Here is a 24008-nt window from a genome sequence, read left to right as displayed (position 1 = left end):
ATAGGCGAAACGCTCGTAGCCGCAGGCGGTGGCGAAACTCTTCAAGGCGGCGCGAACCATGCGTCCGTCGCGGGCCACATCGAGCGCGTCGATCAGAGATTGAAGCTGTCCGTCCATTCCGATTCCTTTCGTTACCTATTATCGAGCAAACCTCGCCGGAGGCCTGATGATCGCTCGTCAATCAACGGTCCGAGATTGCGCAAAACAGGCGAACCTATGGAATCTAAAGGACGACCTCGAAACAGAATTGAATCTGCATGGGTTCTCACAGAGTGAGGTCCGGTGAGCAACTTGGGAGGCAGTTGCCCACCGGAATCTTGCTCGCGCCGCTTCGCGAACAAGACGGAACTCCCGAGTTAACAAGACCACCAGACTGCCTTCTATGAGAGGTTGGCGCTTTGTAGGCTTAGTAACCAGACGGGGCCACGAACAGCCCGCCTCGGTGGACTTCCAGGGAACGGGCAATACGCAGCGCCATGGGATCGGCGAAGCGGCGCACGATGATCTGAAGGCCAGACGGCAGTTTCTCTACCTCGCCCATCGGGATGCTGATGGACGCGAGATCCATTAGATTGGCAAGACGAGCAAAAATACCGAACGGGGCTGGAGTGTCATGTATCCCCTCCAGTGGTTTTGCCGTGATGGGTGATGTTGGAAGTAGGACTGCATCCGCTCCTGAGAAATAGCCATCGAATTCGATTTGCATGACGCGCCGCTGTTCGAGGTAGTCGAGATAATCCGCGATATTCATCGTTGCGCCGCGGGACATCCGCTTTGCGATTTCGGGATCGACGAGACTGTTTTCCTGTTGGACCATCGGACGGTAACGGCCCCAAGCTTCCACGGTCGTCATGTTCGCAGTGAGGCTCGCGTAAGTCTCCAACGGGCGGGGTAGCGGCTTCTCCTCGACTAAAGCGCCCATGGCTTCGAATTCGGCAAGTGTCTGCCTGAACTGCACCAAGATCCCGGGCTCAGCGGCAGCAAGGTCGGCCAGTGGAGGGTGGCGAAGGAGCAATCCCTTAGCTCCACGGTCGAGATCAATAATTGGATCTTGTCGTTGTACGCCGAATGTCGAGGGATCATCCGGATCATGTCCTTGTAAGCTTGCTAGGATGAGTGCCGCATCCTCGACAGTTCGCGTCATCGGCCCCACGATATCGAAAAGAAACGCGAGGGGCTGCACTCCGCCTCTTCCGATGAGGCCGAGTGAGGTTTTCATCCCAACGACCCCGCACAAAGCCGACGGGGTGCGTATTGATCCGCCCGTATCAGTGCCCAGGGCAACGGGTACAAATCCTGCCGCGACCGCCACACCTGAACCACTGGACGAACCACCCGGAACACGGGGAACTACTGCGTCGCGCGGGTTGATTGGGGTTTTACTGCTCGGATTGGTTCCCCAGCTCCCATACGCAAATTCTACTGTATGAGTTTTGCCCAGCAGAACCATGCCTTGATCTAGCAAACGCTTGATTGCGCTTGCTGATCGCGTGGCAATCGCTTTGGTGATCGCTTTGGAACCGGCGAGTGTGGCGCGGCCTTCCACATCAAAGAGGTCTTTTGCCGCAAAAGGGACGCCGTCAAGAGGCCCCCTGCTTTGGTTTCGCAACCTCCTAGAGTCCGATTCGCGAGCAGCAATTAGCGCACTCTGTTCATAGAACTCGACAAATGCGTTGAGGTGCACGTCGAATTTGCGGATGCGCGCGAGTGCCGCGGTCACCAGCTCTTCCGAGGTAATATACCCTTGGGCCAATGCCCGCCCGAGGTCGGCAGCAGAAGTAAATGCTTGATCCATGTTCACACCTTCGTGCGCAATGGTCTCCGCGCCCATGTTATTTCCGGGCTGGTTTGCCCTGGGAGTTATGGAGCAGCGCGGCGATCCCAGCGGAATTTCCGTGTCAGTACAACCGTTTGTTTAATATGTACAATCGATTGGATTGTCAATCGTACCGCAAGCGCCAGCTTTCACGATTATCAGCGCTATTGCGAAAGGGCTGACCTTAAGGCGCAGAGAAAGATCGTCCTACCAGCCCGTCTGATCAGCCTGCCTGAAAGGCGTGTTCCAGGTCCAATTGGCTTGCCCTATTGAACGTCATCAGCCTCAAGCGTGCCAGAGCAGCATTCGGATATAACAAAGGCGCATAGCCTTATTCATTCGCGCATAGTGAGCCGAACAGGTCGGAATATTCAAGGTTCGTTGAGAAATCGATCGCAGGCTTGCGCAAATTCACAAGAACCGGGGCCGTCTCAATGAAGAACCTGAAGATATCTCATCAGTTGTTGCTTATCGTTGCCAGTTTCACGCTGTGTTTTGCTACCGCAATGTACTTTGAACTTCGTAAGTCAGCTGACGCCATCTACGTGGAGCGCTATGGCATGATCCGCTCCCAGGTGGAGTCCGCATCTGGGATTTTCAAGCGCTTCCAGGCTCGCGAGGAAACGGGCGAACTGAGCCGGGAAGAAGCTCAGAGGCAGGCGTTTGCTGCCGTCTCTGCGATGTCCTTTGCCGGCGACAATTTTGTCTTTGCTTATGACTACGATGTCATTCTTCGTATTCATCCCGACACCAAATCAATTGGCCTAAGCTATAAGGGAAAGGGTGACCCAAACGGCTTCCCATTCCGGGACGAGTTAGTCAAAGTCGGTCGTAACGGTGGCGGTGCGGTTGATTATCTCGGGACCAAGCCCGGCAAGGACGTCTACCAGTTTCCTAAGAGCGCCTATGCACTCGCCTTTGATCCTTGGAAACTCGTGCTTGTTGCAAGCGTCTACGTCGACGATCTCCAAACACAAATTTTTCAAATGGTTGTCGAGGCTGTAGCGATTGGGGCTGGTATTTTCTTGATCGGCGCCGCTCTCGCCTTTGTCGTCATCAGAAATATATCGTTGCCGCTTAACGAGGTACGACAGGCTCTCGATGCTGTCGCCGCGGAGGATGTTGAGATTGAGATCCCGCATACCACGATGTCGAACGAAGTTGGCACGATAGCGAAGGCAACGGAAGCGCTTCAGGAAAAAGTCCGCGACCGGCACACGCTGTCAGCAAGGGAGAAAGCTCAACACGTGGTCTTGGAGAACGAGCGGCACGCGAACAATCGGCTACTGCAACAGGAGGCGGACGCCCAAACTTATGCAGTCACAACTATTGGAGTGGCTCTGGAAAAGCTGGCGATCGGCGATCTCACGATCCGCTGCGACGATCTCGGAGTGCAGTTCGAGACCCTGCGAAACAATTTCAACAGTGCCCTGACGAAGCTCGAAGCAGCCATGTCCAGGGTGAACGCGAAGGGTATCGACATCGGCGGATCCAAAGAAGAAATCCGCCGTGCTTCCAACGAGCTTTCCCAGCGCACTGAGCGACAAGCGGCCAGCCTTGAGGAGGCCTCTGCCGCGCTGGATGAACTTACCGTCGCTGTGCGACATACGGCCCATGGCGCCCATGAAGCCGCCCAACGCGTCATCGCTGTTAGCGCAGAAGCGACCCGTTCTGATCTCATTGTCGCGCAAGCAATTGAGGCGATGGGCGGCATAGAGCAATCAGCGTCGGAAATTTCCAAAATTATTGGTGTAATCGACGAGATTGCCTTTCAAACCAATCTTTTGGCCTTGAATGCCGGCGTCGAGGCAGCTAGGGCCGGCGAGTCAGGAAAAGGGTTTGCGGTCGTCGCTCAGGAGGTGCGGGAACTTGCTCAGCGATCTGCGGCCGCTGCGAAGCAAATTAAGGAGCAGATCTCACGGTCATCGAGCCAGGTGCAAAATGGTGTCCGCTATGTCGGAGAGGCGGGCGAAGCATTGAAACGAATTTCGGGCCAAATTAAATCCGCCAGTGAAATTGTCGACAAGATCGCACATTCGGCCTCGGAGCAGGATACGACACTCCGTTCGATATCTTCTTCCGTCAATCAGGTTGACGCAGCCACACAACGAAACGCGGCCATGGCGGAAGAAACCACTGCCTCCGCGGAAGCGCTTGCGGCAGACACTGACGAATTACTAGGTCTGATTAGTGGTTTTCGCATTGCCAGCAGTTCTGAACCTCTTCGAGAGGTCGCACGACAGCTACGCTTGGCAAGCTAGGACTCTTTATTTGTTGAGGCAAAAAGGGGTCAAAACGTTATAGCTCAAGCCGTTGGAGGGTTGCCGGCGCGGTCGTGTGACTTTCCAATGGCATTCGCTTTGGTGGAGCTAATGCCAGGCGGAAGGTGAGAAGGTGATGCATCAGCGCACGATGTGGGCCTACATCTTCGGCGCGATCTGCCCGAAGAAGGGCAAGGGTCCTGGTCTCGTCCTTCCCTATTGCTACACCGAGGCGACGCAGGAACACCTTGCCGAAATTAGCAACGCCGTCGATCCCGGAGCACATGCCGTGCTCATTCTCGATCAGGCCGGATGGCACGTCACGCCGAAGCTGAAGGTGCCGGACAACATCACCTTGATGTTCCTGCCGCCGCGGTCGCCGGAATTGAACCCGGTCGAGAACCTCTGGCAGTTCATGAGGGACAACGGGACAACTGGCTCTCCAACCGGATCTTCAAAGACTATGACGACATCGTCACCCACTGCTCCGGCGCATGGAATAAGCTCGTCGATCAGCCATGGAAGATCATGTCCATTGGACTCCGCGACTGGGCGCATCGGTCATGATCAGCGCCAGTTGGTATAACGGTAACCGCTGTCGCGCTCCCACGTTGTCCTCGCCGCTCTGATCTGTGATCGGCTTTCCATGGACGAGCAACGGGAGTTTCTCCACGGAGAGTACATTGGAGCTTCTCGCGACCAGGAAGTCTGGACGTGAGGTACATCGGCAGTGGCCGGACGACGTCAAGGCGCAGATCGTTTCGGAGAGCCTTCGGCCAGGCGCGATGGTCAATGAGGTCGCAGAGCGACAGGGCCTGAAGCCGAACCATCTCTCGACTTGGCGAACGATGGCGCGGCGAGGCAAACTGGTTCTGCCTGCGCCCGAAGATGCAGTGGAGTTTGCGGCGGTTATCGTTGTCAACGGCCACAGGCAGAGCCAGATCGACCTGCTGATGCTGTGGAATTATTCGCGGCAGACGAACGGCTAAAGTCTGCTGTCGACCCAAACCCGCCATTCGGGTTCGTCCTGCTGTTCGGTCAACTTAGACGTTCCATCACCCCCGCTGGTAATAGCCGGAATGCAGCGTTTTGAGGGACTTCCAGATTTAACATCTCATTCTTGGAAAGACCGCTGTGGATACCCCGCATGATCCGGCTCGTTACTCCGTGACAGACAACAACGGTGGGAGCATGGATGTCGTTCGAGAGGTCGCTCAACACCGCCCTCACGCGGGCTACCATTTCGTCGTAACGCTCGCCATCAAATGAGTGAAAGAACCATTCATTGCGACCAAGACCATCTCTTGCATTCGGCCACTGCGCTTCGATCTCGTTGTCAGTGAGCCCATCCCATGACCCCATCCCGACCTCTTTAAGACGATCATCGGTGGTTAACGGTACGTGAACCCCTAAAGTTGCGGCGATAATTGTTGCCGTTTGGATTGCTCGTCCGAGCGGGCTGGTTACGATCCTAATACTCTGATCTAATCCGTTGCTCCTCAAAATTTCCCCGACTTGGGAAGCTTGAGCGAGGCCAAGGGTTGTCAACGCAGAGTCACATTGGCCCTGCCATCTTCCGGCTGCGTTGAACTCTGTTTGCCCATGTCGCACCAAGTATATCATCCATCCCTCTCACTCAGGTCTAGGCCAAAGTGGGCTTGGTAATCAGGTGCCAACTAACGAGCAATAGCATTCGCCTATTTTGGGGAAGCTTATGACTGCTCTTGGCGCATTGTTGCCGTCAATGTTGCAGCGGCAGCTTTTGGAACTGCCTGCCGCGCTGGTCAATGTGCCAGGCAAACACCGCTTACGTATAACGTTCACTTGGAATTCCTTCACATCGTCGCATAGTGTACCATTGGGGCTGTTGGAAATGCCCCACTGGCTCGATGCGGCAACTACGTAAAGGTGCGGGTAGGTTGAATGCCTGCAGGATCGAGTCTTCACCGCTCCTCGTAGCGCAAGCTGCCGTTCAGGCCGCATCTCGAATGTAGTCAAAGCTGCAGAATGGTCCGATCGCGTTGAGATCGACTTCTGCACCAAGGCCGGGCAAATCCGAAACCCGGAGCTTCCCGTTTACGATCGTCTTTTCAGGCGGATTGTGCAGGACCTGGACGTAGTCGTTTTTCTCAGAATAGTACGGATAGGTCTCAAGCGGCATCGCCATCGCGGAAGCGGTGGCGACCTGGACGGAAGCAGCAGTCAACAGAGAACTCGCGCAATTATGGATCGACAGCCTAGCATTGTACGCCTCAGCCATCGCCGCAATCTGCACCAACTCGAATACCCCGCCGCAATTGCCTACGTCTGGCATGACGATGTCGACTCCACCCGTATCCAAAAGATTTCGGAAGCCGTTGCGGGTGTAGATCCGTTCGCCTGCCGCGATAGGAACCGGCCAGCGACCCGCGAGATTCTTCAGTCCCTGGAAATTGAATGGATCCAGTGGCTCCTCCACCCAAATGGCGTCCACTTCGGCGCAGACGTCCATAAAGCGAATCAGCTGGTCGTTATTCAACCCGCCGGACAGGTCGAACATCAGGCCGATATCGGAGCCGACGACCTTTCGCAACGTCTTTACGCGATCGATTGCGCGACGGAATGCGTCGTCGTCGAGCTGCCGCCTCTGCACATGACGAAGGGTCGCACCCTTCTGTCGTGTTGCGAGAGGATAACATTTGAGGATGCGGAAACCGTCCTTGAGCGGTCGCTCAGCAGAGTTCGCCCATGCCGTAACATCGTCGTGGAGGGTGCTCCACCCGTTCGCATAAGTTTCAATCGCGCTTTCGAACTTCGCGCCAAAAAGCTCGTAAACCGGAACGCCAAGAGACTTCGCCTTTATGTCCCAAAGTGCCTGATCGATGGCACTCAGCGCAGCAAACTCGATAGCTCCACCGCCCTTCGTCCAGAATGAATTGTCATAGATTTCCTGCCAAACATGGCGCGGAAAGGCGGCATCGGCTCCGATTACACGCGGCGAAAGGTCTGACAGCATGCCGGCAGCAGCGTCGGCACCCAAGCCGTACGCGACCGCTGCCTCGCCATAACCAACGATACCGTCCTTGGTCCTAAGTTCGACGATTACAGGATGCAATCCGCCGCCCCGGATGTTGAACACCCGCATGTTCTCAATGATCTGCATTTCTAATTCCTCTGAAGACGTCAGGCCTGTTCGGGCCGGGTTTTCACAAGCTGTACACCTCGCCGACGCCCGAAGACTGCCGCAATGCCGATAGTGATGACCAGGCAGGTGACACACAGCAGCATCGCCGAAACCGCAGCAGATTCAGGGCTTGTGTTGAAGCGAATGCCTTCCCAGAGCTTTCTCGGCAATGTCTTCACTTCAAGGTTGCTGAGGAAGATCGACGCGACTGACTCATCGAATGAAAGCAGCATGGCAAGAAGCGCGCCGATGGCAAGACCCGGCAGCAGCAGTGGGAAAACCACAGTCCTGAATATCCGCCACGGATTGGCTCCGAGTGTCGCGGCGGCGAACGACAGCCAGGGGTCGATCGAACTGAACGTGGCCGATGCAATCAGATAAACAACCGGGAAGATCAAGACCGTATGGGCAATTATGATACCCGCCTCGGTATCGACAAGCCCGATACGCGCGAACATCAGATATGCGCCCAGGGCGAAGACGACGGACGGCACCGTCAGCGGCGACTGAACGAAAGCCTCTGCTGTCCCTTGGAACCGGGATCGACGACCCAGGCCGAGGACTGTGAGCGTCGCCAGCACGAAGCTGAGAACACAGGTCGCCGCGCCGATGCGAAGACTAGTGAGGCCCGCCCCAACCCATTCCGGGCTGCCAAGGATCTTCTCGAACCAACGTAGCGAATAACCCGGCGGCGGGAAGATAAGAACATCTGCCGAGCTGAACGACACAGGGAACAGGACAAGCAGCGGAAGGAGAATGTAGATCGATATAATGAGTAGATAAACCGGCTCCGCCAGCAGTCGGAGAGCACGAGACACGACGGGAAGGCTAATCACCGGCTTCGGCATGGCTACTGACTTACGCAGAACGGATGTGTCGACCGGCTTCGCATGCTGAGGGGAAGCTGAGGGCAATGGCCGGGGATTTTGCCACCTAGAGAACTGGCGCGCCAACATCGAAAGCCCGAAGACGATTATCGTAGCCGTGGCTGCCAGCGTAATACCAAGCGCCGCGGCGAGCGGCCAATCGGCTCCGCTCTCAAGCTCTGATTGGATTACCTGCGCGAGCATCTGCTGACGTTGGTTCCCAAGTAGTGCCGGTGCGATGAAGCTCGCCATCGTGAACAGAAACACGATCGTGACGCCGGATTGGATGCCACGGATCGCAAGGGGAATGACGATCCCCATCCAAGCCCGTATCGGCGGAGCACCCAGCGTATGGGCTGCGAGGAGCGTCCGTCCATCGATCCGTCGCAAAATGGTGACAAGTGAAAAGACCATCATCGGGATAGAGGAGTGAACCAGAGCCAGAATAACTGCCGGTTCACTGAATAGCAGCGGGAGGGGGTCTGCGATCAGTCCGAGTTTGAGGAGCGCGGCGTTTACCAGACCACGCTGCCCGAGGATAGCGAGCCAGGCGAATGTCCGCACCAGAACGCTTGTCAAAAAGGGGATCAGAACGAGGAGACCGAGCAAAAGCATCTTGATGCCGGTGGCCCGGCTCAATATCCATGCCAGCGGGAAAGCAACGACGAGCGTGATCGCCGTCGCTTCCAGACCGATACGGACCGTCGTCAGGATGACGGTCCGGTAGACCGGGCTTCCGAAGATTTGTACAAACCTCGCGGCGGCATCGCCGCCAAACGCCGTCGGCACAATTGTTAGCAACGGCATTATGAAAGCGAAGAGAAGCAAGAGTGTCACTGGCAGCAGCATAAGAAGCTGCTTCCAATTAATCCCCCAGTCTCCAAACCCACTGCTCAGCTTCATTCTCGCCGTCTCCCCGTTCCGTGTCTTTTTACTGCATGATGTAGGTGGACCAGCGCGTCGACACCGACGCGAGGTTATCGTTCCACCATTTCGAATTGAGAACTCCACCGAGCTTTTCGTTCTCAGGATTGCCTGGCAGACCCTTGGCCAGCGCCGGGTCGAGCAGCTTCAAGGCATCCATGTTAGTCGGGCCATAGAATATCTGCTTGGGGAGCTCGGCTTGCTGCTCGGGCTGTACGGCAAAGTTGATGAACTTCATCGCCTCTGCTGCATTCGGTGCGCCCTTGAGGACTGCCCAATATTCAACAACCGTGACCGACCCGTCATAGGTGTATGCCCAGTTAGCGCCGGCCTTGATTGCATTGTTGAGGCGCCCCCCGGGGCCAAAGGCCGCGTCGACTTCGCCCTGCTGGATCAGTGCTTGGACATCTGACGGTGGCTTGAAACCGACGATCTGGTCCTTGATGCGGTCGATGACCTTTAAGCCGCGGTCCACGTCCAAAGGATAAAGATCGGCCGGCTTCACACCATCAGCCAGTAGTGCAAACTCGAGATTGTAGTAAGGCAGCGCGAGCATCACGCGACGGGCCTTCACTGAAGGGTCAAAGAACTGTGCCGGCGTCAAGCCGTTCGGAAATTTGTCTTTGTTCCAAGCCAGGTTCTGGGCGAACTTCATGTAGCCGACGCCGTATTTTGTGCGCAACTCAGCTGGGATGCCGTCGGCCTTGACCACTGAGTAATCGATTGGTTGAAGCAGATCGTCCTTCACTTCGCTTTCATACGCCGCTGCGTCGGCAGAGATGACATCCCAAGTAATATTACCACTCGTCACCATCGCCTTTACTTTAGCGTAACCTGTACCGGTCGTACCGGTCACCGTTGCGCCTGTTGCCTTGGCATAAGGCTCGAAGAAGGCTTTGGTCTGAGCGTCCTGGAAGGAGCCGCCGTATGATGCCACAACGACTTTGCCGGAATCGGCCGCATTTCCAGCGGTGACGAATGTGGCGCCGATTGCTGCAATCATTGCGATTGAGATGCTGGTGCAGAGACTACGTCTCATAGTGTTTACCCCTCTTTTTGTCATGTCTTTGCCTCTCAGTGAAACCGCCTCAGGACGATCCTTCGGCCGGAAGTACGGCGACGGACGTCGGCGCCCACCGTGCGAAAACGGGCTTGCCAGGGCCAAGATAGCCGGCAATTTCGTCTCCGCGCACGATAGTGGCGAGCAAGGACTGCCCATCGGGAAGTGTGAGTGTCACGCGCCAGCCGGCGCCGAGATAGGTGATGTCGCGAATAGTCGCCGGTACTTCGAAAACATTTCCGGTCGCCTGAGCCGCCGCCGAGTGAACGGAAACATTCTCGGGGCGCACAACAATGTCGAACGGCTTAGATGTGACGGAAGGCAAAGCTTGCCGTGCACCGGCAATCTCATAGCCGCGGCCACCATCGATCGATGTCACCTTCAGAATCGAACACTCTCCCAGGAACCTGGCAACGAAGTGATCGGAGGGTAATGCGTAGATGGTTTCCGGATCTGCCACCTGGAGGAGTTGGCCGTGGGCCATGATACCAATCCGATTGGCCATCGCCATGGCTTCGGATTGATCATGCGTCACATAAATAACCGTGATTCCAAGTTCGCCCTGAATCCGTTTCAGCTCAAGCTGCATCTGGTCCCGAAGCCTTCGGTCGAGCGCCCCGAGGGGTTCGTCCATGAGCAGGAGGCTCGGCCCGAAAACGAGCGCACGGGCCAAGGCCACACGCTGCTGCTGCCCTCCCGACAACTGAGAGGGATAAGATGCACCACGTTCGGTGAGGTTGACGAGGCTCAGCGCTGCCTTGACCCTTTCCTCACGTTCTGCCCGCCCTATACCCCGCATCTTCAGCGGATAGGCAACGTTTTCTGCTGCGGTAAGGTGCGGAAAGAGCGCATAGTTCTGGAACACTACCCCGATCTGACGCCGATGCGGCGGCACCTCGGTCACCGACGTGCCGGACATGAGCACGCGGCCTTCGGTTGGCTTATCGAAACCTGCGAGCAGCATAAGGAGTGTCGTCTTGCCTGAACCACTCGATCCAAGCAGAGCGAAGAATTCGCCCTGAGCAATATCAAGGCTGACATCGTTTACTGCGGTTACGGCTCCATATCGCCGTGTGACGCCTTGGAAGGAAACCGCAGGAAGGAGTCGATCATTCATCAGGCATTCCTTCCGAGCTGTCGAATTTGCAGATGTCGGGGCGAGCGCGTCAGGATCTCGACGCCGTCGTTGGTGACGCAAATCGTTTCGCTGGTCTGTATCCCACCTGCCGAAAGATACATGTGGAACACCATACCCTGCTGGAGTTCCCACTCCGCTCCAGGCGTGTACAAGTGCGTGGAGTCCATCAGCTTCGGTGCCGTGATAATCCCAATCCCGTACCCGGTGTTGTGAGGAAAACTTGCCCGGAGACCGGCAGTGGCGAGCCCATCTCGTGCGATCCGATCAATCTCCTTCGCTGTAACGCCCGGCCGGATTGCTGCAAACTGGCGATCCTGGATGGCTACCAACTGCTCAAAGTTGGCCTGGAGGTCTGCAGGCGCAGTACCGAGTACAGCGGGTCGCATTATGCGCGAAGAATAGCCATTGGACTGCGGCAGCAGTTCGATGTGCACGGGTTGGCCCGGCTCGAGACGCCGGTCGCCGACACTTCCATGCATGTGCTGCGTCGCGGAGCCCATGCCGAGCAGTACGATACGGGGCGCGTTGTTGTCAGCGCCAGCCGCAAGCGCTGCGGAATAGCCTGCCGCAACAAGCTCACGTTCGCTTACGCCCTCCCTAATCGCATCAACGATAGCAGCCACGCCCAGGTCGGCGATCGCAGCGGCACGGCGATGCTCCTCGATCTCAGCCGGCGACTTTCTCGCGCGCATTTTCAGGAGGGTTCCTGAGATATCGGCGAACCGCGCATTCGGAAGCGCGGCTTCGATGCGACGCTGGTCACGTACGGTCAGGAAATGGGAGTCGAGTTCCTGAGCGATGGTTGCGCTCGCGAGCCTAAGCCTGTGTATCTCGGCGACCAACACATCGAACGGGCTTTCCCAATCTAGGTATGTGACCCGATCCTCGACCCACGAAACCGACGCGAAAAGCGCCTCATCCAGTTTCCGCACGACGCCGTGTACGCTTCCGTCGGCCGTGACGATGCAGCATTGGTACATGGACGCGCTTGGAGAATAACCAAACAGATAGCGCAGGTGCTCGGAAGCGTCGATGATGGCGGCGTCAATCTGCCTGGCGCGGAGCACCTCCGCAAGTGCAGCGACCCGGTTGATCTGGTCGGTACGGTGGGGTGAAGAGTGTTGGGCGTCACCGCGGAGGTTCGACATGCCTGATACCGAAGTCTGAGCGCGATCAATCTGATCGGCGCGGTCGGCGCCAGAAGAGTGGGGGATGTTGCGGGTTGCTGAGTTCTCAGTCATGGTGTTTCCCAGTTGTCCAATCGTTTGTATTACTCATGCAATCGGTTGGATTGTCAATATCGAATCGTCGTCGCTATGTGTTTATGTGGCTGCGATGTGGGGAATTGTTGATGACGCTGATGGCTAAATCGGATCCAGCGCGCACTGAGGCGTCACCCGGCATGAGAGGTCAGACACGCTGATCCTTCGCACCTGGTTGAACTCGTCGATCGTTGACCAATTTAAGCGATTTTGGCTACACTGTCCCGGAGTATCAGCCGGTGTTCGAGGACGACCTTTGTCGATATAGGGGCGTCCTTGTACACTTGCCGGAACAGCGCTTCAGCTCCACTACGGCCCATCTCAAAACGAGGGACTGAAACTGTCGACAACGGCGGCGACATCAGTGGAGTCAATTTCAAGTCATCAAAGCCAAAGAACGACATGTCGTCCGGTATGGTTTGATCAGCTTGCCGAGAGGCTGCCATCGCGCCAATTGCGAGTTCGTCGGTTGCACAAAAAACCGCGGTGGGACGAATTCCATCTTCAAGGATGGATTTCATGATCATGAGCCCGGACTCGGCATCGTCGTTGAAGGTGTCGGTAGAACGCATCTTGATGAATTCGTCCAAGCCGTTCTCTCGCATAAAGTCGGCATAGGCTGCACTTCGATCGCGGTAGGTTTCAGAGTAATTTGGGCCGCCGATGTAAACGATATTCCGATGCCCCATGTCGTGCAGATGTTGCATCACCTGTTTGGTGGCTGAGTAATTGTCGATTGTGACGCAGGTTATCCCCTCGTGGGGTACGGGCCGCGATATAGCAACGACTTTCCGTTCAAAGCCGGGCATATTCAGAATTGGCTTCGGCACGCTGCCAGTGACGGTGATGATGCCATCTACCACGCCGGTCAACAATTGCTTGGCGAGTTGGGCCTCGCGTTTAGGCTGGCGCAGCGTGACGCCGAGAAGAACATTCACGCCGCGTTCAGCCAGCGTTTCGACAATGCCCTGAACCACGTCGGAATAGAACGGCGCCGCGATATCCGACACGATTACGAGGATCTGGTTTGCTCGGCCGCCGCGCAGGTGCCTGGCCGTTTCGTTAACGACGTAGCCCGTCTCTTTGACTATTTTGTCAATCAGCGCCCGCGTCTCTTTCGTAACACGTGGGCTTCCTGCAAGTGCGCGGCTCACTGTCGAGGTATCAACGCCGGCAATTCGCGCAATCTCGGCCATTGTCGGCCGACGCCCTGAGGCAGGCAATTCAATGTTTTCATCGGCTGAGGAAGGCGCCATATCTATTCCAAAACGAACATCGAAAAAAAGCGCCTCTCGCGCCATTGTGGCGAAAGTATCAGCCGGATCGGCAAGGTACAATGGCAGCTGCCCATGATCGTGCAATTCGTGCCCAATTTTCTTGACAATCCAAACGATTGTATTATCGGTTCAACCGATTGCATGCGTTGAGGTCACGAAGGCTGGGCTGGGCATGTCGCGTTCCCCTATATCCTTAGAAAGTGGGCATAGAATGGTAGATGGCACTTCCAGGAACTGGTTCTCTGCGCCGAGAATCTATGTCGAGAACGTTCGCAATGGAGAGGCAGCTTACCAAATTTCGGAGAAAGCAATCCTCGACAGCCTGAGTTCAGTATGTAGTCCAGTGGCGCTGACCTGCCGCTATTCGGATGATCGAGATATAGATGCCTTCAGAAGCGCAGATGTTCTGGTTGCGAGCAGACTAGAAACAGCACTCATAGCATCCGAGGGAAAAGCGCTGAAACTCATTCAATGCACCAGCGCCGGCGTTGAAAAATATGCCCCGTTCTCATGGCTGGCCGAATCTACAATGCTGACGAATGCAAGCGGCGTTCACGCTGACAAGGTCGGAGATTTCGGCCTGATGGCGACCCTCATGTTGCATGAGCGTGTCCCGGCAATCGCGACACGGCAACGAAGACACGCTTGGTCGCGACAGCTCCGCGGAACGGCAGCCGGCCGGCGAGTAATGATCTATGGCGTTGGAGCCTTGGGCGGCGCTATTGCCCAACGTCTGCATAGCGCAGGCTTCATCGTCACTGGTGTGCGTCGCGGCGGAGCGCCCGTCGCAGGCGTGGCGCGCATGATTACACCCGATAACGTCCACGAAGAGCTTCCGAAAGTAGAAATCTTGATCCTAGCTTGCCCTCTCACGCCGGATACGCAGCGTGTTATTGGGTTGCGCGAGCTGTCAGCACTTCCCCAAGGGGCCGGAGTCCTGAATGTTGGTCGCGGCGGCGTCATGGACCATTCTGCGCTGGTTTCTTGCCTGGCGAACGGACACCTGTCCGGTGCGATCCTAGACGTCTTCGATCAGGAGCCGCTGCCAGGAGATTCACTGCTCTGGGATGTGCCTAATCTGATGGTGTTTCCGCATGTTTCTGCCGACGCGCCAGACGGATACATTGATCGGTGCCTCGCAATCCTCGCGGATAATTTGGAGAGATTGAGCGCTGGCAAAGGTCTTCGTAACATAGTCGACCCCATGCTCGGTTACTGACTTCGTCACCTCGAACCCAATTTCTCGACTATGCCTAGAGCGGGTGCCAAACTCCTCGGCAGCAGCGCATGTTTGAATCGATGTTGAGGGTCCCGGCATTCATCGCCGTGCTCGCGAGTGCAAGCACGGCGGTTGTTTTCTCAGCTTAAGCTGTCATCTCGCGGTAGTCGAAAACACGATAAGGCGCTACCGCATTTTTATCGACCTCCACGCCCAGTCCTGGTGACGTCGGAATTGAAAGCCGACCATTTGCGACGGCCTTCTCCGGCGGGTTCTCCAATACTTGCACGTAGTCATTGGCATCCGAAAAATATGGGTAGGTTTCAAGCGGCATCGACATAGCCGATGCTGTAATGGCTTGCAGCGATGCTGCAGTGCAGAGTGAGCTTGCACAGTTGTGTGCTGAAACGCGGACGTTATAAGCTTCAGCCATTGCGGCAATCTGAACGAACTCGAACATGCCGCCGCAATTGCCGATGTCAGGCATAATGATATCAACGCCGCCCGTATCGAGCAGATTGCGGAAGCCATTCCGGGTATATATCCGTTCGCCTGCGGCAATTGGTACCGACCAACGTCCTGAGAAATCGCGCAGGCCCTGCAGATTGAATGCGTCGAAAGGCTCCTCTACCCAAATCAGGTCCAGTTCCGCGCACACATCCATGAAGCGGATCAGTTGGTCGTTATTGAGTCCACCCGAGAGATCAAGCATTAGCCCGATGTCTGGTCCGACAACCTTTCTTAGTGTCCTGACGCGATCGACCGCTCGCTTGTAGGCCTCGTCGGAGAGATGTCGACGCTGAACATGGCGTAGGGTGGAGCCTTTAGCTTCAGATGCCAAGGGATAGCACTTCAGAATCCGGTACCCGTCCGAAAGTGGGCGCTCTGCCGACTTCGCCCAGCCGAGGACATCGTCATGCTTGCTGCTCCACCCGTTGGCGTAAACATCAATCGACCCCTCGAACTTTGCGCCGAACAGCTCGTAGACAGGCACTCCTAAGGATTTCGCCTTTATGTCCCAAAGCGCCTGGTCGATTGCGCTCAGAGCTGCGAACACAATGGCGCCGCCACCTTTTGTCCAGAACGAGTTGTCATACACTTCATGCCAAACGTGCCGGGGATAGGTCGCGTCTGCCCCGATAATCTTAGGCGCCAAATCAGACAACATCCCTGCAGCTGCGTTCGCGCCGAGCCCGTAGGCTACTGCAGCTTCGCCATATCCTGTGATCCCATCTTTCGTGACAAGTTCAACGATTACAGGATGGATCCCTCCACCCCGAATGTTGAATACACGCATATTTTCGATGGTCAGCATGATGGTTCCTTTTCCAAAATGGATTTTGTATCGTTTCTCGACGCGGCATTCAGATGCCAATGGCGAAGTTAGATATGGCGGAGCCGCTATTGTTGGCTGTCACGCTAATGGGTGAGGATGCGGTTCAGGAATAGCGCCAAGCGCTCGGTTTTGGGCTGCTTGAAAATTTGTTGTGGAGGCCCTTCTTCTGCGACTCTCCCCCCGTCCATGAACACCACCCGATCGGCGATCCTCTCGGCAAAGCCCATTTCGTGCGTGACGACGACCATCGTCATGCCAGAGGATGCGAGCTCGGACATCGTATCGAGCACCTCCGAGATCATCTCAGGATCAAGTGCAGAGGTCGGCTCGTCGAACAGCATGATGCGCGGTTGCATACAAAGCGCTCGCGCAATGGCCGCCCTCTGCTGCTGTCCTCCGGACAATTGTGCAGGATATTTATGAGCTTGCTCGGAGATCCGCACACGCGCCAGATAATCAAGGCTTCGAGATTCGGCTTCTGCTCGTGAAAGCTTGCGCGACTCCATGGGAGCCAACGTGCAATTTTCGAGGATAGTCAGATGCGGGAAGAGGTTGAAGGACTGGAAAACCATCCCGACTTCACGTCTGATGTGCCGCAAGGTGCGATCGGCAAGGACGACACCCTCGACAGATATTTCCCCCTGTTGATGCCGCTCCAGCCCGTTGATGCAACGGATAAGCGTTGATTTACCGGAGCCTGATGGACCGCATATCACGATCTTCTCACCGCTTTTGACTGAAAGCGAGACGTCTTTCAAAACGTGATGCTGCCCGTAATGCTTGTTCACGCCCTTTAATGCGATGACTTCACTTGGTCCGCCATCGCTCGACGACGTCGATTGCTCAGTCGCATACGGGTTTGAATTACTCATTTCGTCACCTCTGGATTATTCGCCGTGAGGCAGTTGTTGCGCACACACAAGCAATGGTTCCATTGAAAGTTCGCCGGAAAATAGTGCTCGCCGAGACGGGCTGTATTGTGGAACGGAAGTTGGCGTACGAGACGTTCATCACGCCGCGGTCCCCCCGAACAGCCCGATCCGTCCTTTGCCAAAATGGCGTTCAAGCGCTTTCTGCATCAGGCCGTAACCCAAAGCCAACAGAAGATACCAGATCGCAACGACTGCGATGACCTCAAAGTATTTGAAGTTCATACTAAAGATATTTGTCCCTGTAGCGAAGATCTCAGGAATAGCGATAGTAAACAGGAGGGAAGTATTCTTGATCAGATTTATGACCTGGTTGCCGGCGGGGGGGATCGCAATTCTGACCGCCTGCGGAAGAATGACCTTCGTCATCATTGACCGATAGCTCAAACTTAGCGCCTGTGCGGCTTCCCTTTGACCACGCTCGACCGATTGGATGCCCGATCGGACGATTTCGGTCATGTAGGCACCTTCGTTAATTCCAAGGGCGACAATTCCCGCGACCACTGCGGGGAGATTAATTGCATTGTCAGTGAGTGCCGAGAGGCCGTTGTACCAAAAAACGATTTGGACAAGGACGGGAATTCCGCGAATAGTGGCAACGTAAGTGCTGACAATTCTACGAAGGCCAACCCATGGTGATGTCAGGATGATACCACCGATAGTTCCGATGAAGGTGCCGATGATCATCGAAACGGCAGCAATCCAAACGACGGTCAGCACCGGCTTAAGGAATTGCGTGGAGAACAAGAGATTCCAGAAGTAAGTTGCATCAAAATGCAAAGCCGCCACTCCTTTGTGGGTGCAATAGTATGCTGATCGATCACTCGAAGGTTTTGGGTATGATCCCTCCGGACAGGCCCTGCTGCCGCGGAGGGATCACATCAAATCCGATCAGTCGCCCTTCTTGCGGATATCACCGTCTGCGAGGTTCCATTTCGCCAGGAGCCTGTCATAGCTTCCGTCAGCGAGGATGGCGTCGAACGCCGCCGAAAGCGCATCCTGTGTCGACTTTTCACCCCTGCGCACCACGAGACCGTTGCGATTGCGCTCGGTGTTAGGCCCCTTTCCACTGAGGACCGGGCTCGCTTCGATGAAGTCGTTCGGCCGCTGCTGAATCACATATGCTGCGAGTGGCCAATCGACATACGCAGCGCTAACTGATTTCTTTGCGACCTCATTCATGGCCTCGATTTGATTGGTAAACGTCTTCATGGTCATGGGCTTGTCGGAGGGGCACTCGCTCTTCACGCGTTCCAAAGCCGCCATCTGGGTCGACCCTGCCACGATAGCCGTGTCGTGTCCGCAGACGTCGCTCTCCGTCTTAAATCTCAGTTCGCTTCCTTTGTTGACGACCAGACGAAGACCACCTTTGAAAACCGGAACGAAATCGAACTGCTTCTGGCGCTCTTCAGTAATGCCAACACGGGCGGCGATGATGTCAAACTTCTTGGCCAGAAGACCCGGGAACAGGCCGGTGAATGTCAAATCGACAAATTCGGGTTTCAGGCACATTCTCTCGGCGATCTGTGAGACCAGATCACTGTCGAATCCGCTGGGTGTCGTTCCGTCCAGAAATCCCATTGGGGGTCCCGCGAAATTGGTGCCAATCGTCAAAAAGCCTGGCTTCACCAAGCTTTCCGGAGCCGGGAGGCAAGCCGCGGAGGCGAGTTCCGTAGTAAGTGTGAGCAGTCCTATTGCGAAGCAGACGGATGACAAGTTTTTCTGTTTAGACACTGCAGTTCCTCTCTTTGTTTGCTAAATTGCGGCAGGAGACCCGCCAGTTCTCATCGACAATTGCTTGCATTCGCCGATAGAGTTTTGAAACCCGCTCTTTACGCAGCTCTCGGCAAATTCGAGTTCCCCGGCATTTGCTCCCAGACACGTGGATTGACTCTGTGCGTGGCCCCTTGAGTATCAGCAGGAGTAATCGCGATGTCCGCAGCCGCGATGTATCCATCTGTTAAATCGCGTGAACGAGGCTTCCGGCCTTTGGTCAGCGTCGCTTACGCCTCTGGCACCACCAGTCTCGATCCGGATGTTCTCCCGCTGTTAAGAGTGAGATGTTGCGACAGACGATTGGCCGAGCTGGCTTTCTCAGTATTGGTGAAGATTTGCTTTTAAGGCCTGACGCCGTTGTTGTTTTTTTGGCTTCAGACCGTTCCCGACCCAAACCGTAGGGCGATTGCGCTACCACTACAAATAGCGTATGAGACGCAGTCTATTCGAAAATGTTATAGCCATGATCCAACATAGGCAGCTCGAAGCTTTCCACGCCGTCGTTCTAATGGGAGCGACGACGCGCGCGGCTGAGATACTTGGTATTTCTCAGCCTGCAGTTAGCCGGTTGATCAAACATCTTGAGCATTCGACCAAGCTTAAGTTGTTCAAACGCAGCAACGGGCGTCTGATTTTGACGCGTGAAGGGGAGCTGTTTCACTCTGCCGTGAACAGAGCATTCCAGACATTGGGGAGCCTCGGAGCGGTCGCGGAGGATATCCGCAACTTCAGGGCACAACCCCTAAAAATCGGCGCTTTGCCCGCGATGAGCTTCTCGTTCGTCCCCTACGTCGTTGGCGCAGTTCATAAGGCGCATCCTCAAGCAATAGTCAATTTGGAACCTGCAAACTCGGACATTGTGCGAGATCTGGTCGCTGCGGGCCATCTTGACATTGGCTTTGTTGCGGATGAGGTCGATATATCTGGAGTCTTCGCCGAGCAGTTTGCGATGCCCCCGGCCGTGTGTGTCCTTCCGAAAGGTCACGAACTTTCGAACAGGGCCGTCATTCACCCCAACGACTTGGCTGAGCAGCCCTTTATCTCGCTGTCTCATGCTGATCGTGGCAGACGGCGCATTGATCAAATTTTCGATCGGCAACACATATCGCGGAAAATTGTCGCGGAAACGCATTTCGCACTGACGATCTGCCAGTTCGTTCAACAGGGTCTCGGTGTCGGACTCATCAATCCGTATTGCCTGGAATGTGTTGAGCCTCATAGCATTGTCGTTCGGCCATTCCTGCCGCAGATCAGCTTTAAGACAATGATGATCTACGCGCCCACTTCGCCAATTACCGGTCTTGTTGCAACCTTCCGGTCAACCTCTCACGAGATGGCAACCTCTTTTCTTTACGGACTCATGCGCCGGTTCGGGGCGTTTGATAGCTTTGAGGGCGAGAAAGCTTTTGGGAAGCTCACAGAACCCGGACCGTGGATACGTAATCCATTGGCCTAACAGGTCCATGATTCTTTCGGACGTCCGATTGAATTCTATGAGGCTCATTCCGTCGGAAGTGTACTGCGCTTGGCTAGTGCCGGGAACGGTCATGAATAGCAAAGCCGTTCCCGCTATCGTCGCGAACAGCCTCACTTTCGGGTCGAAACAGATCTTTCTGGAGTCTGGAGTTGCGATGATCGTGACATGGCGGCGCCTATCTCAACTGAGCAGCGGGGAAAACAATGTCATGGTCGACAAGAACGTTGAACTTGTAGCCGGCCCTGATCTCGAGGGTCGGCTGGACATCCATGTTGCGCTGGATCGTCCGATCTGCGACGCGCCCGAAGGTCTCCGCGAAGTTTCTCCTCGCTGCATCAGAAGCCGTGTCCTGCGTCGCCAAGGTCGAACTCTGCGGGACCGCCATGTCGATGCCTGTCCCGATCAGGGCAATCAAGACTGCCGAGCCGAAAGTCTTCAGATAGTGATTATTCACCCTGTCGTTGAAGCCGCTATAGCCCTGGGCATCCGTGCCGGCCATACCGCCAATCTGCAACGTCGAACCGTTGGGGAAGATGATATCGGTCCAGACGACGAGCACCCGGCTCTGGCCAAACGAGACCTTGCTGTCGTAGCGGCCGAAGAGCCTCGTACCCTGCGGAATGAGAAGGCGGTGTCCTGTAGCACTGTCGTAGACGTTCTGGCTCACCTGCGCGATGATGCGGCCGGGAAGGTCGCTGTTGATGCCTGATATCAGCGTCGCCGGTATGACCGACCCACGTTTGAGCTCATATTGCGATTGCTGCGGTAGCACCTGGTTCGGCAGATAGCCCGGTTCCCTGATGTCGGCGTTGAAGAAACTCTCCTTCGAGGTCTGGCCGTTCGGATCGACGTTCTGCCCACCAAGGCCGTTTCTCAGAGCGGCGGAATAGAAATCCGACATGCTGGTCGAAGACGCACTGTTCTGGGCGTTGACCGTATTGAACCGATCCGCCGCCACCTCGGAATTCGCCTCGAGCTTGCTTCGATCGAGAGCGAGCGGCGCATCATAAGCGGCGGCATTCGCCTGCAGCCTTGCCATACGCTGACGCTGTCGCTCACGCAGATACTGCTCTTCCTGCTCGCGCTGGAGCCGTGCGCGCCAGACCCCATCCGGTTCAAGTTCGCTTTTCTTCTCTTCCACCGTTGTCGTCGGCTGGGCGCTGAAGGGGTTTTTCTTCGTCTCCTGTCTGGTCTCGACGGGCGTCGGCTGGAAATTCTGCGTCTGCTGCGGCTCGCCGATAATGCCGTCGGTCACGCCCTGCTTCAACTGGTCCGCATAGGTGGAAGCCGGCGTACCCATCGACTGGTCGATGCCCGCATCCTTGCCGAAGTAGAGCCCCCTTCCCGCCAGTCCGAAGAAGATGACGGCGAGGAAGAGAACGGCAAGGACGATCACGATGATGACCGGCAGGCGGTTGACCCGACGCATGCCGGAGGACTGGTTGTTGTTCGAGGCTCCGCCGAGCTGTAACGATTGGACCATCTATCCCTCCCCTATCCGCGCTGCATCACCGAAAGCGGACTTGCCGGTGCAGCACCCGCGGCGGTGATGCTGTAGGCGCGTCCGATCTCGACGCCGGTGGTCGACAACCGCGCGAGTACCTGTCCCTCGAACGGCTCGATCCCATAGGTGAGCGTGACGAGCTTTTCCTTTCCGTCCGTCTTCTGGTCGGTCACCACCGCATAGCCCCATCCCTTCAATGCGCTTTCCAGCGCCTGGCCAAACGGCGAGTTGTCCTGTTCGAGAGCGACCGTCACCTTTCCCTGTCCGATCTGCTCGGCGAGCCGGCTGACCATGTCGCCAGCGATGGCGCTCGCGGCCGGCCCGGAAAGCTCCGGCGGCGCATTGCTTACAGTCAGCCCGTGCACGCCGGAAGACTGGCAACCGGAGAGGAAGACTGAGACAGTTGCGGCGATCGCCATGGCGCGGATCCTGGATGAAAACCGCATCACCGCCCTCCCCGCTTGATCGTCACCTTCTGTTGCTTCCAACCGACCCCGGACACCAGCACAGCGCGATCGATTGTGTAGTCGACCACCATCATGCCGTTCCGCATGCGGTAATTGACGATGCGGTTCTCGCCGCCCGAGACGACGAACAGAACCGGGGCGTCCTGGGAGGACATGGACTTTGGGAACTGGATATAGGTCTTCGTCCCGTCGGTGTAGACCCGCGTCGGCCGCCAGCTCGCGCCGCCTGAGACCGAGTATCCGAAGTTCAACTGCTCGGCTGGGACGCCGGCGCCGGGGATCGTGCTTGCTTCCAGCCGAGCGTTGATGTCTGCCAGTTTTGTGGAAACATCCTCGGGATATTCGAACCCGACACGCGCCATATACTGCGTGGGATGCGATTTGAGCTGGATATGATAGGTGCGGCGCGACGTCGTCACCACCATGGATGTGACAAGGCCTGGCTCGGCCGGCTTGACGATCAGGTGAATCGCCTGCCCGCCGACGGCGCCTGAAGTGGCCGGCTCGACCTTCCAGCGCACGGTATCGCCGACCAGGACGTCGCGGACGATTTCACCGGCCTGAAGCTCGATGTCGCAGACCTGCAGGGGCGAGCAGACCACCGAGGGCTGCACCTCACCGAACAGGAAAACGACCTTGCCGTCGGTCCCTCTTGTGACGAGCCCGTTCTTGCCGCGCCATTGTCCGGAGATATTCGCGCCCTTCGCCTCGTTGGCGCTCATACTCTGGGCGAAGGCGATGGGGGGGAACGCGGGGAGCACTGCGAGGGCGGCAGGGGCGGCGATTGCAAGGGCGGCCCGGATGGTTCTGGTTCTCATCTTCATTGCGGCCATGCCTTTCAAAGCTGCGCAGTCCAGTCGAAATCGCGGACGTAAAGCCCGAGGGGATTGAGCCGGATGACGGCCTCGTCCTGCGGCGGCGTAAGCGTCACGGTGGCGACGCCACGAAAGCGTCGGACAGCCGTCTCCTTGCCCTTCCGGTCACGCTCATATTCCGTCCAGTCGATCTGGTAGGACTGGTTCGAAAGGGCGACGATGTTGTTGACCTCGATCGCAACGGTGGCGTTCTTCGCCTTCTCGAACGGCGAATTTCCCCGAAACCAGCTGTTCACCTTCTCCGTCGCAGGATCACCCGTGCGCAGGAGTGCATAGGTGCGGTCGATATATTGTTTCTGGACGACCGCGTCGGGCGTGACGGACCTAAAGTTCGTGATGAAACCGCCAAGCGTTGCGCGCACCACGCGCGGATCGGCATATTCGATCTGTTGCGGAAAGCCGGCATTGGCCGCCGTGCCCAACTTGTCGACCTCGACGATGTAGGGGACCAGCTTGACCTGCGTACTCTGGAAGAGCGCATAGGAGAAGCCGATCACCGCCATCAGCATGCCCGTGATGCCAACAATTCGCCAGGCGCGGGCCGCCTGAACGTAGGAGCCGTAGCGCTCGTTCCATTCCTGTCTTGCCGCGAGATAGGGGTTATCGGGTACGTCGTGCGATGCCATGCGCCCTCCCCGCCGCTGTTGCGAATTCCTGT

At 56.5% G+C, this 24008-nt stretch carries 20 protein-coding genes and 1 pseudogene; 5 read left to right on the top strand and 16 right to left on the bottom strand.

All coding sequences use genetic code 11. The annotated features are described in order from the left end of the window. Window positions 1-406: 406 nt before the first annotated feature. A complete protein-coding gene (locus tag IB262_RS33060) occupies window positions 407-1831 on the bottom strand; it encodes an amidase (RefSeq protein WP_192494412.1) in 1425 nt (474 codons plus the stop codon). A gap of 419 nt (window positions 1832-2250) precedes the next feature. On the opposite strand from IB262_RS33060, the gene IB262_RS33055 reads away from it, so the two are divergent. From IB262_RS33055 to IB262_RS33045, 3 genes and pseudogenes are all read left to right on the top strand, one after another. After that, window positions 2251-4077: a methyl-accepting chemotaxis protein gene (locus IB262_RS33055; protein ID WP_192494411.1), complete on the top strand. Its 1827-nt coding sequence runs from the start codon at window positions 2251-2253 to the stop codon at window positions 4075-4077. A gap of 142 nt (window positions 4078-4219) precedes the next feature. Next, window positions 4220-4644, top strand: a pseudogene (locus IB262_RS33050) (IS630 family transposase); the annotation flags it as partial. Between the two features lie 116 nt (window positions 4645-4760). Next, the gene (locus IB262_RS33045; RefSeq protein ID WP_192494410.1) at window positions 4761-5066 is read left to right on the top strand and encodes a transposase; all 306 of its coding nucleotides are present in this window, start codon (window positions 4761-4763) and stop codon (window positions 5064-5066) included. 49 nt (window positions 5067-5115) lie between these two features. On the opposite strand, the gene IB262_RS33040 is transcribed toward IB262_RS33045, so the two are convergent. The 7 genes from IB262_RS33040 to IB262_RS33010 all read right to left on the bottom strand — a co-directional run bounded on the left by IB262_RS33040 (window position 5116) and on the right by IB262_RS33010 (window position 13827). Beyond that, window positions 5116-5700 carry a histidine phosphatase family protein gene (locus IB262_RS33040; protein ID WP_192494409.1) on the bottom strand — a complete coding sequence of 195 codons (585 nt, stop codon included), beginning with the start codon at window positions 5698-5700 and terminating at the stop codon, window positions 5116-5118. Between the two features lie 349 nt (window positions 5701-6049). Next, complete coding sequence (locus IB262_RS33035) at window positions 6050-7219, bottom strand: mandelate racemase/muconate lactonizing enzyme family protein (protein WP_192494408.1); 1170 nt, start codon at window positions 7217-7219, stop codon at window positions 6050-6052. Between the two features lie 20 nt (window positions 7220-7239). Beyond that, window positions 7240-9009 (bottom strand): ABC transporter permease subunit, encoded by a 1770-nt coding sequence (locus IB262_RS33030; protein ID WP_192494407.1) that lies wholly within the window; start codon window positions 9007-9009, stop codon window positions 7240-7242. A gap of 28 nt (window positions 9010-9037) precedes the next feature. Next, window positions 9038-10033: an ABC transporter substrate-binding protein gene (locus IB262_RS33025; RefSeq protein ID WP_210337801.1), complete on the bottom strand. Its 996-nt coding sequence runs from the start codon at window positions 10031-10033 to the stop codon at window positions 9038-9040. Window positions 10034-10118: 85 nt separating this feature from the next. Continuing rightward, window positions 10119-11207: a polyamine ABC transporter ATP-binding protein gene (gene potA / locus IB262_RS33020; protein ID WP_192494405.1), complete on the bottom strand. Its 1089-nt coding sequence runs from the start codon at window positions 11205-11207 to the stop codon at window positions 10119-10121. Continuing rightward, on the bottom strand, window positions 11207-12469 hold the full coding sequence (locus tag IB262_RS33015; RefSeq protein WP_192494404.1) for a Xaa-Pro peptidase family protein: 1263 nt from the start codon (window positions 12467-12469) through the stop codon (window positions 11207-11209). The genes potA and IB262_RS33015 overlap by 1 nt, the downstream gene beginning before the upstream one ends. Before the next feature lie 221 nt (window positions 12470-12690). Continuing rightward, window positions 12691-13827 (bottom strand): LacI family DNA-binding transcriptional regulator, encoded by a 1137-nt coding sequence (locus IB262_RS33010; protein WP_192494403.1) that lies wholly within the window; start codon window positions 13825-13827, stop codon window positions 12691-12693. 151 nt (window positions 13828-13978) lie between these two features. Here IB262_RS33010 and IB262_RS33005 point away from each other — a divergent pair, with 151 nt between their 5' ends. Further along, window positions 13979-14986, top strand: a complete 1008-nt coding sequence (locus IB262_RS33005) for a D-2-hydroxyacid dehydrogenase (protein WP_192494402.1) — start codon at window positions 13979-13981, stop codon at window positions 14984-14986. Window positions 14987-15131: 145 nt separating this feature from the next. Here the strand turns inward: IB262_RS33005 and IB262_RS33000 are convergent, their stop codons facing one another. The 4 genes from IB262_RS33000 to IB262_RS32985 form a co-directional block, all read right to left on the bottom strand. Continuing rightward, window positions 15132-16301 (bottom strand): mandelate racemase/muconate lactonizing enzyme family protein, encoded by a 1170-nt coding sequence (locus tag IB262_RS33000; protein WP_246802799.1) that lies wholly within the window; start codon window positions 16299-16301, stop codon window positions 15132-15134. 104 nt (window positions 16302-16405) lie between these two features. Further along, on the bottom strand, window positions 16406-17194 hold the full coding sequence (locus IB262_RS32995; protein ID WP_192494401.1) for an amino acid ABC transporter ATP-binding protein: 789 nt from the start codon (window positions 17192-17194) through the stop codon (window positions 16406-16408). Between the two features lie 138 nt (window positions 17195-17332). Further along, on the bottom strand, window positions 17333-18031 hold the full coding sequence (locus tag IB262_RS32990; RefSeq protein ID WP_192494400.1) for an amino acid ABC transporter permease: 699 nt from the start codon (window positions 18029-18031) through the stop codon (window positions 17333-17335). A gap of 111 nt (window positions 18032-18142) precedes the next feature. Continuing rightward, entirely contained in the window at window positions 18143-18880 is a 738-nt protein-coding gene (locus IB262_RS32985; protein WP_192494399.1) for a transporter substrate-binding domain-containing protein, read from the bottom strand. A 610-nt stretch (window positions 18881-19490) separates the two neighbouring features. Between IB262_RS32985 and IB262_RS32980 the strand changes: the two genes are divergently transcribed. Next, the gene (locus IB262_RS32980; protein ID WP_192494398.1) at window positions 19491-20483 is read left to right on the top strand and encodes a LysR substrate-binding domain-containing protein; all 993 of its coding nucleotides are present in this window, start codon (window positions 19491-19493) and stop codon (window positions 20481-20483) included. 196 nt (window positions 20484-20679) lie between these two features. Here IB262_RS32980 and trbI read toward each other — a convergent pair whose 3' ends face one another. Genes trbI through IB262_RS32960 form a run of 4 tightly spaced genes read right to left on the bottom strand, consistent with a single transcriptional unit; the run spans window position 20680 to window position 23976 of the window. Further along, window positions 20680-21987 (bottom strand): IncP-type conjugal transfer protein TrbI, encoded by a 1308-nt coding sequence (gene trbI, locus IB262_RS32975; protein WP_192494397.1) that lies wholly within the window; start codon window positions 21985-21987, stop codon window positions 20680-20682. 11 nt (window positions 21988-21998) lie between these two features. Then, on the bottom strand, window positions 21999-22454 hold the full coding sequence (gene trbH / locus IB262_RS32970) for a conjugal transfer protein TrbH (RefSeq protein ID WP_192494396.1): 456 nt from the start codon (window positions 22452-22454) through the stop codon (window positions 21999-22001). Then, window positions 22454-23299, bottom strand: a complete 846-nt coding sequence (gene trbG, locus IB262_RS32965; protein WP_192494395.1) for a P-type conjugative transfer protein TrbG — start codon at window positions 23297-23299, stop codon at window positions 22454-22456. Before trbG ends, trbH begins: the two co-directional genes overlap by 1 nt. Before the next feature lie 14 nt (window positions 23300-23313). Further along, window positions 23314-23976 (bottom strand): conjugal transfer protein TrbF, encoded by a 663-nt coding sequence (locus IB262_RS32960; RefSeq protein WP_192494394.1) that lies wholly within the window; start codon window positions 23974-23976, stop codon window positions 23314-23316. Window positions 23977-24008: the final 32 nt, after the last annotated feature.

Source organism: Ensifer sp. ENS02 (assembly GCF_014851885.1).
GTDB classification, from domain to species: domain Bacteria; phylum Pseudomonadota; class Alphaproteobacteria; order Rhizobiales; family Rhizobiaceae; genus Ensifer; species Ensifer adhaerens.
This window is presented reverse-complemented; position numbering and strand designations above follow the sequence as displayed.

What these genes read in the sequence shown, in the direction of transcription:
- IB262_RS33060 (WP_192494412.1), bottom strand. Translation starts at nt 1,831, where the DNA reads ATGGGCGCGGAGACCATTGCGCACGAAGGTGTGAACATGGATCAAGCA.
- IB262_RS33055 (WP_192494411.1), top strand. Translation starts at nt 2,251, where the DNA reads ATGAAGAACCTGAAGATATCTCATCAGTTGTTGCTTATCGTTGCCAGT.
- IB262_RS33040 (WP_192494409.1), bottom strand. Translation starts at nt 5,700, where the DNA reads ATGATATACTTGGTGCGACATGGGCAAACAGAGTTCAACGCAGCCGGA.
- IB262_RS33035 (WP_192494408.1), bottom strand. Translation starts at nt 7,219, where the DNA reads ATGCAGATCATTGAGAACATGCGGGTGTTCAACATCCGGGGCGGCGGA.
- IB262_RS33030 (WP_192494407.1), bottom strand. Translation starts at nt 9,009, where the DNA reads ATGAAGCTGAGCAGTGGGTTTGGAGACTGGGGGATTAATTGGAAGCAG.
- IB262_RS33025 (WP_210337801.1), bottom strand. Translation starts at nt 10,033, where the DNA reads ATGATTGCAGCAATCGGCGCCACATTCGTCACCGCTGGAAATGCGGCC.
- potA (WP_192494405.1), bottom strand. Translation starts at nt 11,207, where the DNA reads ATGAATGATCGACTCCTTCCTGCGGTTTCCTTCCAAGGCGTCACACGG.
- IB262_RS33015 (WP_192494404.1), bottom strand. Translation starts at nt 12,469, where the DNA reads ATGACTGAGAACTCAGCAACCCGCAACATCCCCCACTCTTCTGGCGCC.
- IB262_RS33005 (WP_192494402.1), top strand. Translation starts at nt 13,979, where the DNA reads ATGGTAGATGGCACTTCCAGGAACTGGTTCTCTGCGCCGAGAATCTAT.
- IB262_RS33000 (WP_246802799.1), bottom strand. Translation starts at nt 16,301, where the DNA reads ATGCTGACCATCGAAAATATGCGTGTATTCAACATTCGGGGTGGAGGG.
- IB262_RS32995 (WP_192494401.1), bottom strand. Translation starts at nt 17,194, where the DNA reads ATGAGTAATTCAAACCCGTATGCGACTGAGCAATCGACGTCGTCGAGC.
- IB262_RS32980 (WP_192494398.1), top strand. Translation starts at nt 19,491, where the DNA reads ATGATCCAACATAGGCAGCTCGAAGCTTTCCACGCCGTCGTTCTAATG.
- trbI (WP_192494397.1), bottom strand. Translation starts at nt 21,987, where the DNA reads ATGGTCCAATCGTTACAGCTCGGCGGAGCCTCGAACAACAACCAGTCC.
- trbH (WP_192494396.1), bottom strand. Translation starts at nt 22,454, where the DNA reads ATGCGGTTTTCATCCAGGATCCGCGCCATGGCGATCGCCGCAACTGTC.
- trbG (WP_192494395.1), bottom strand. Translation starts at nt 23,299, where the DNA reads ATGAAGATGAGAACCAGAACCATCCGGGCCGCCCTTGCAATCGCCGCC.
- IB262_RS32960 (WP_192494394.1), bottom strand. Translation starts at nt 23,976, where the DNA reads ATGGCATCGCACGACGTACCCGATAACCCCTATCTCGCGGCAAGACAG.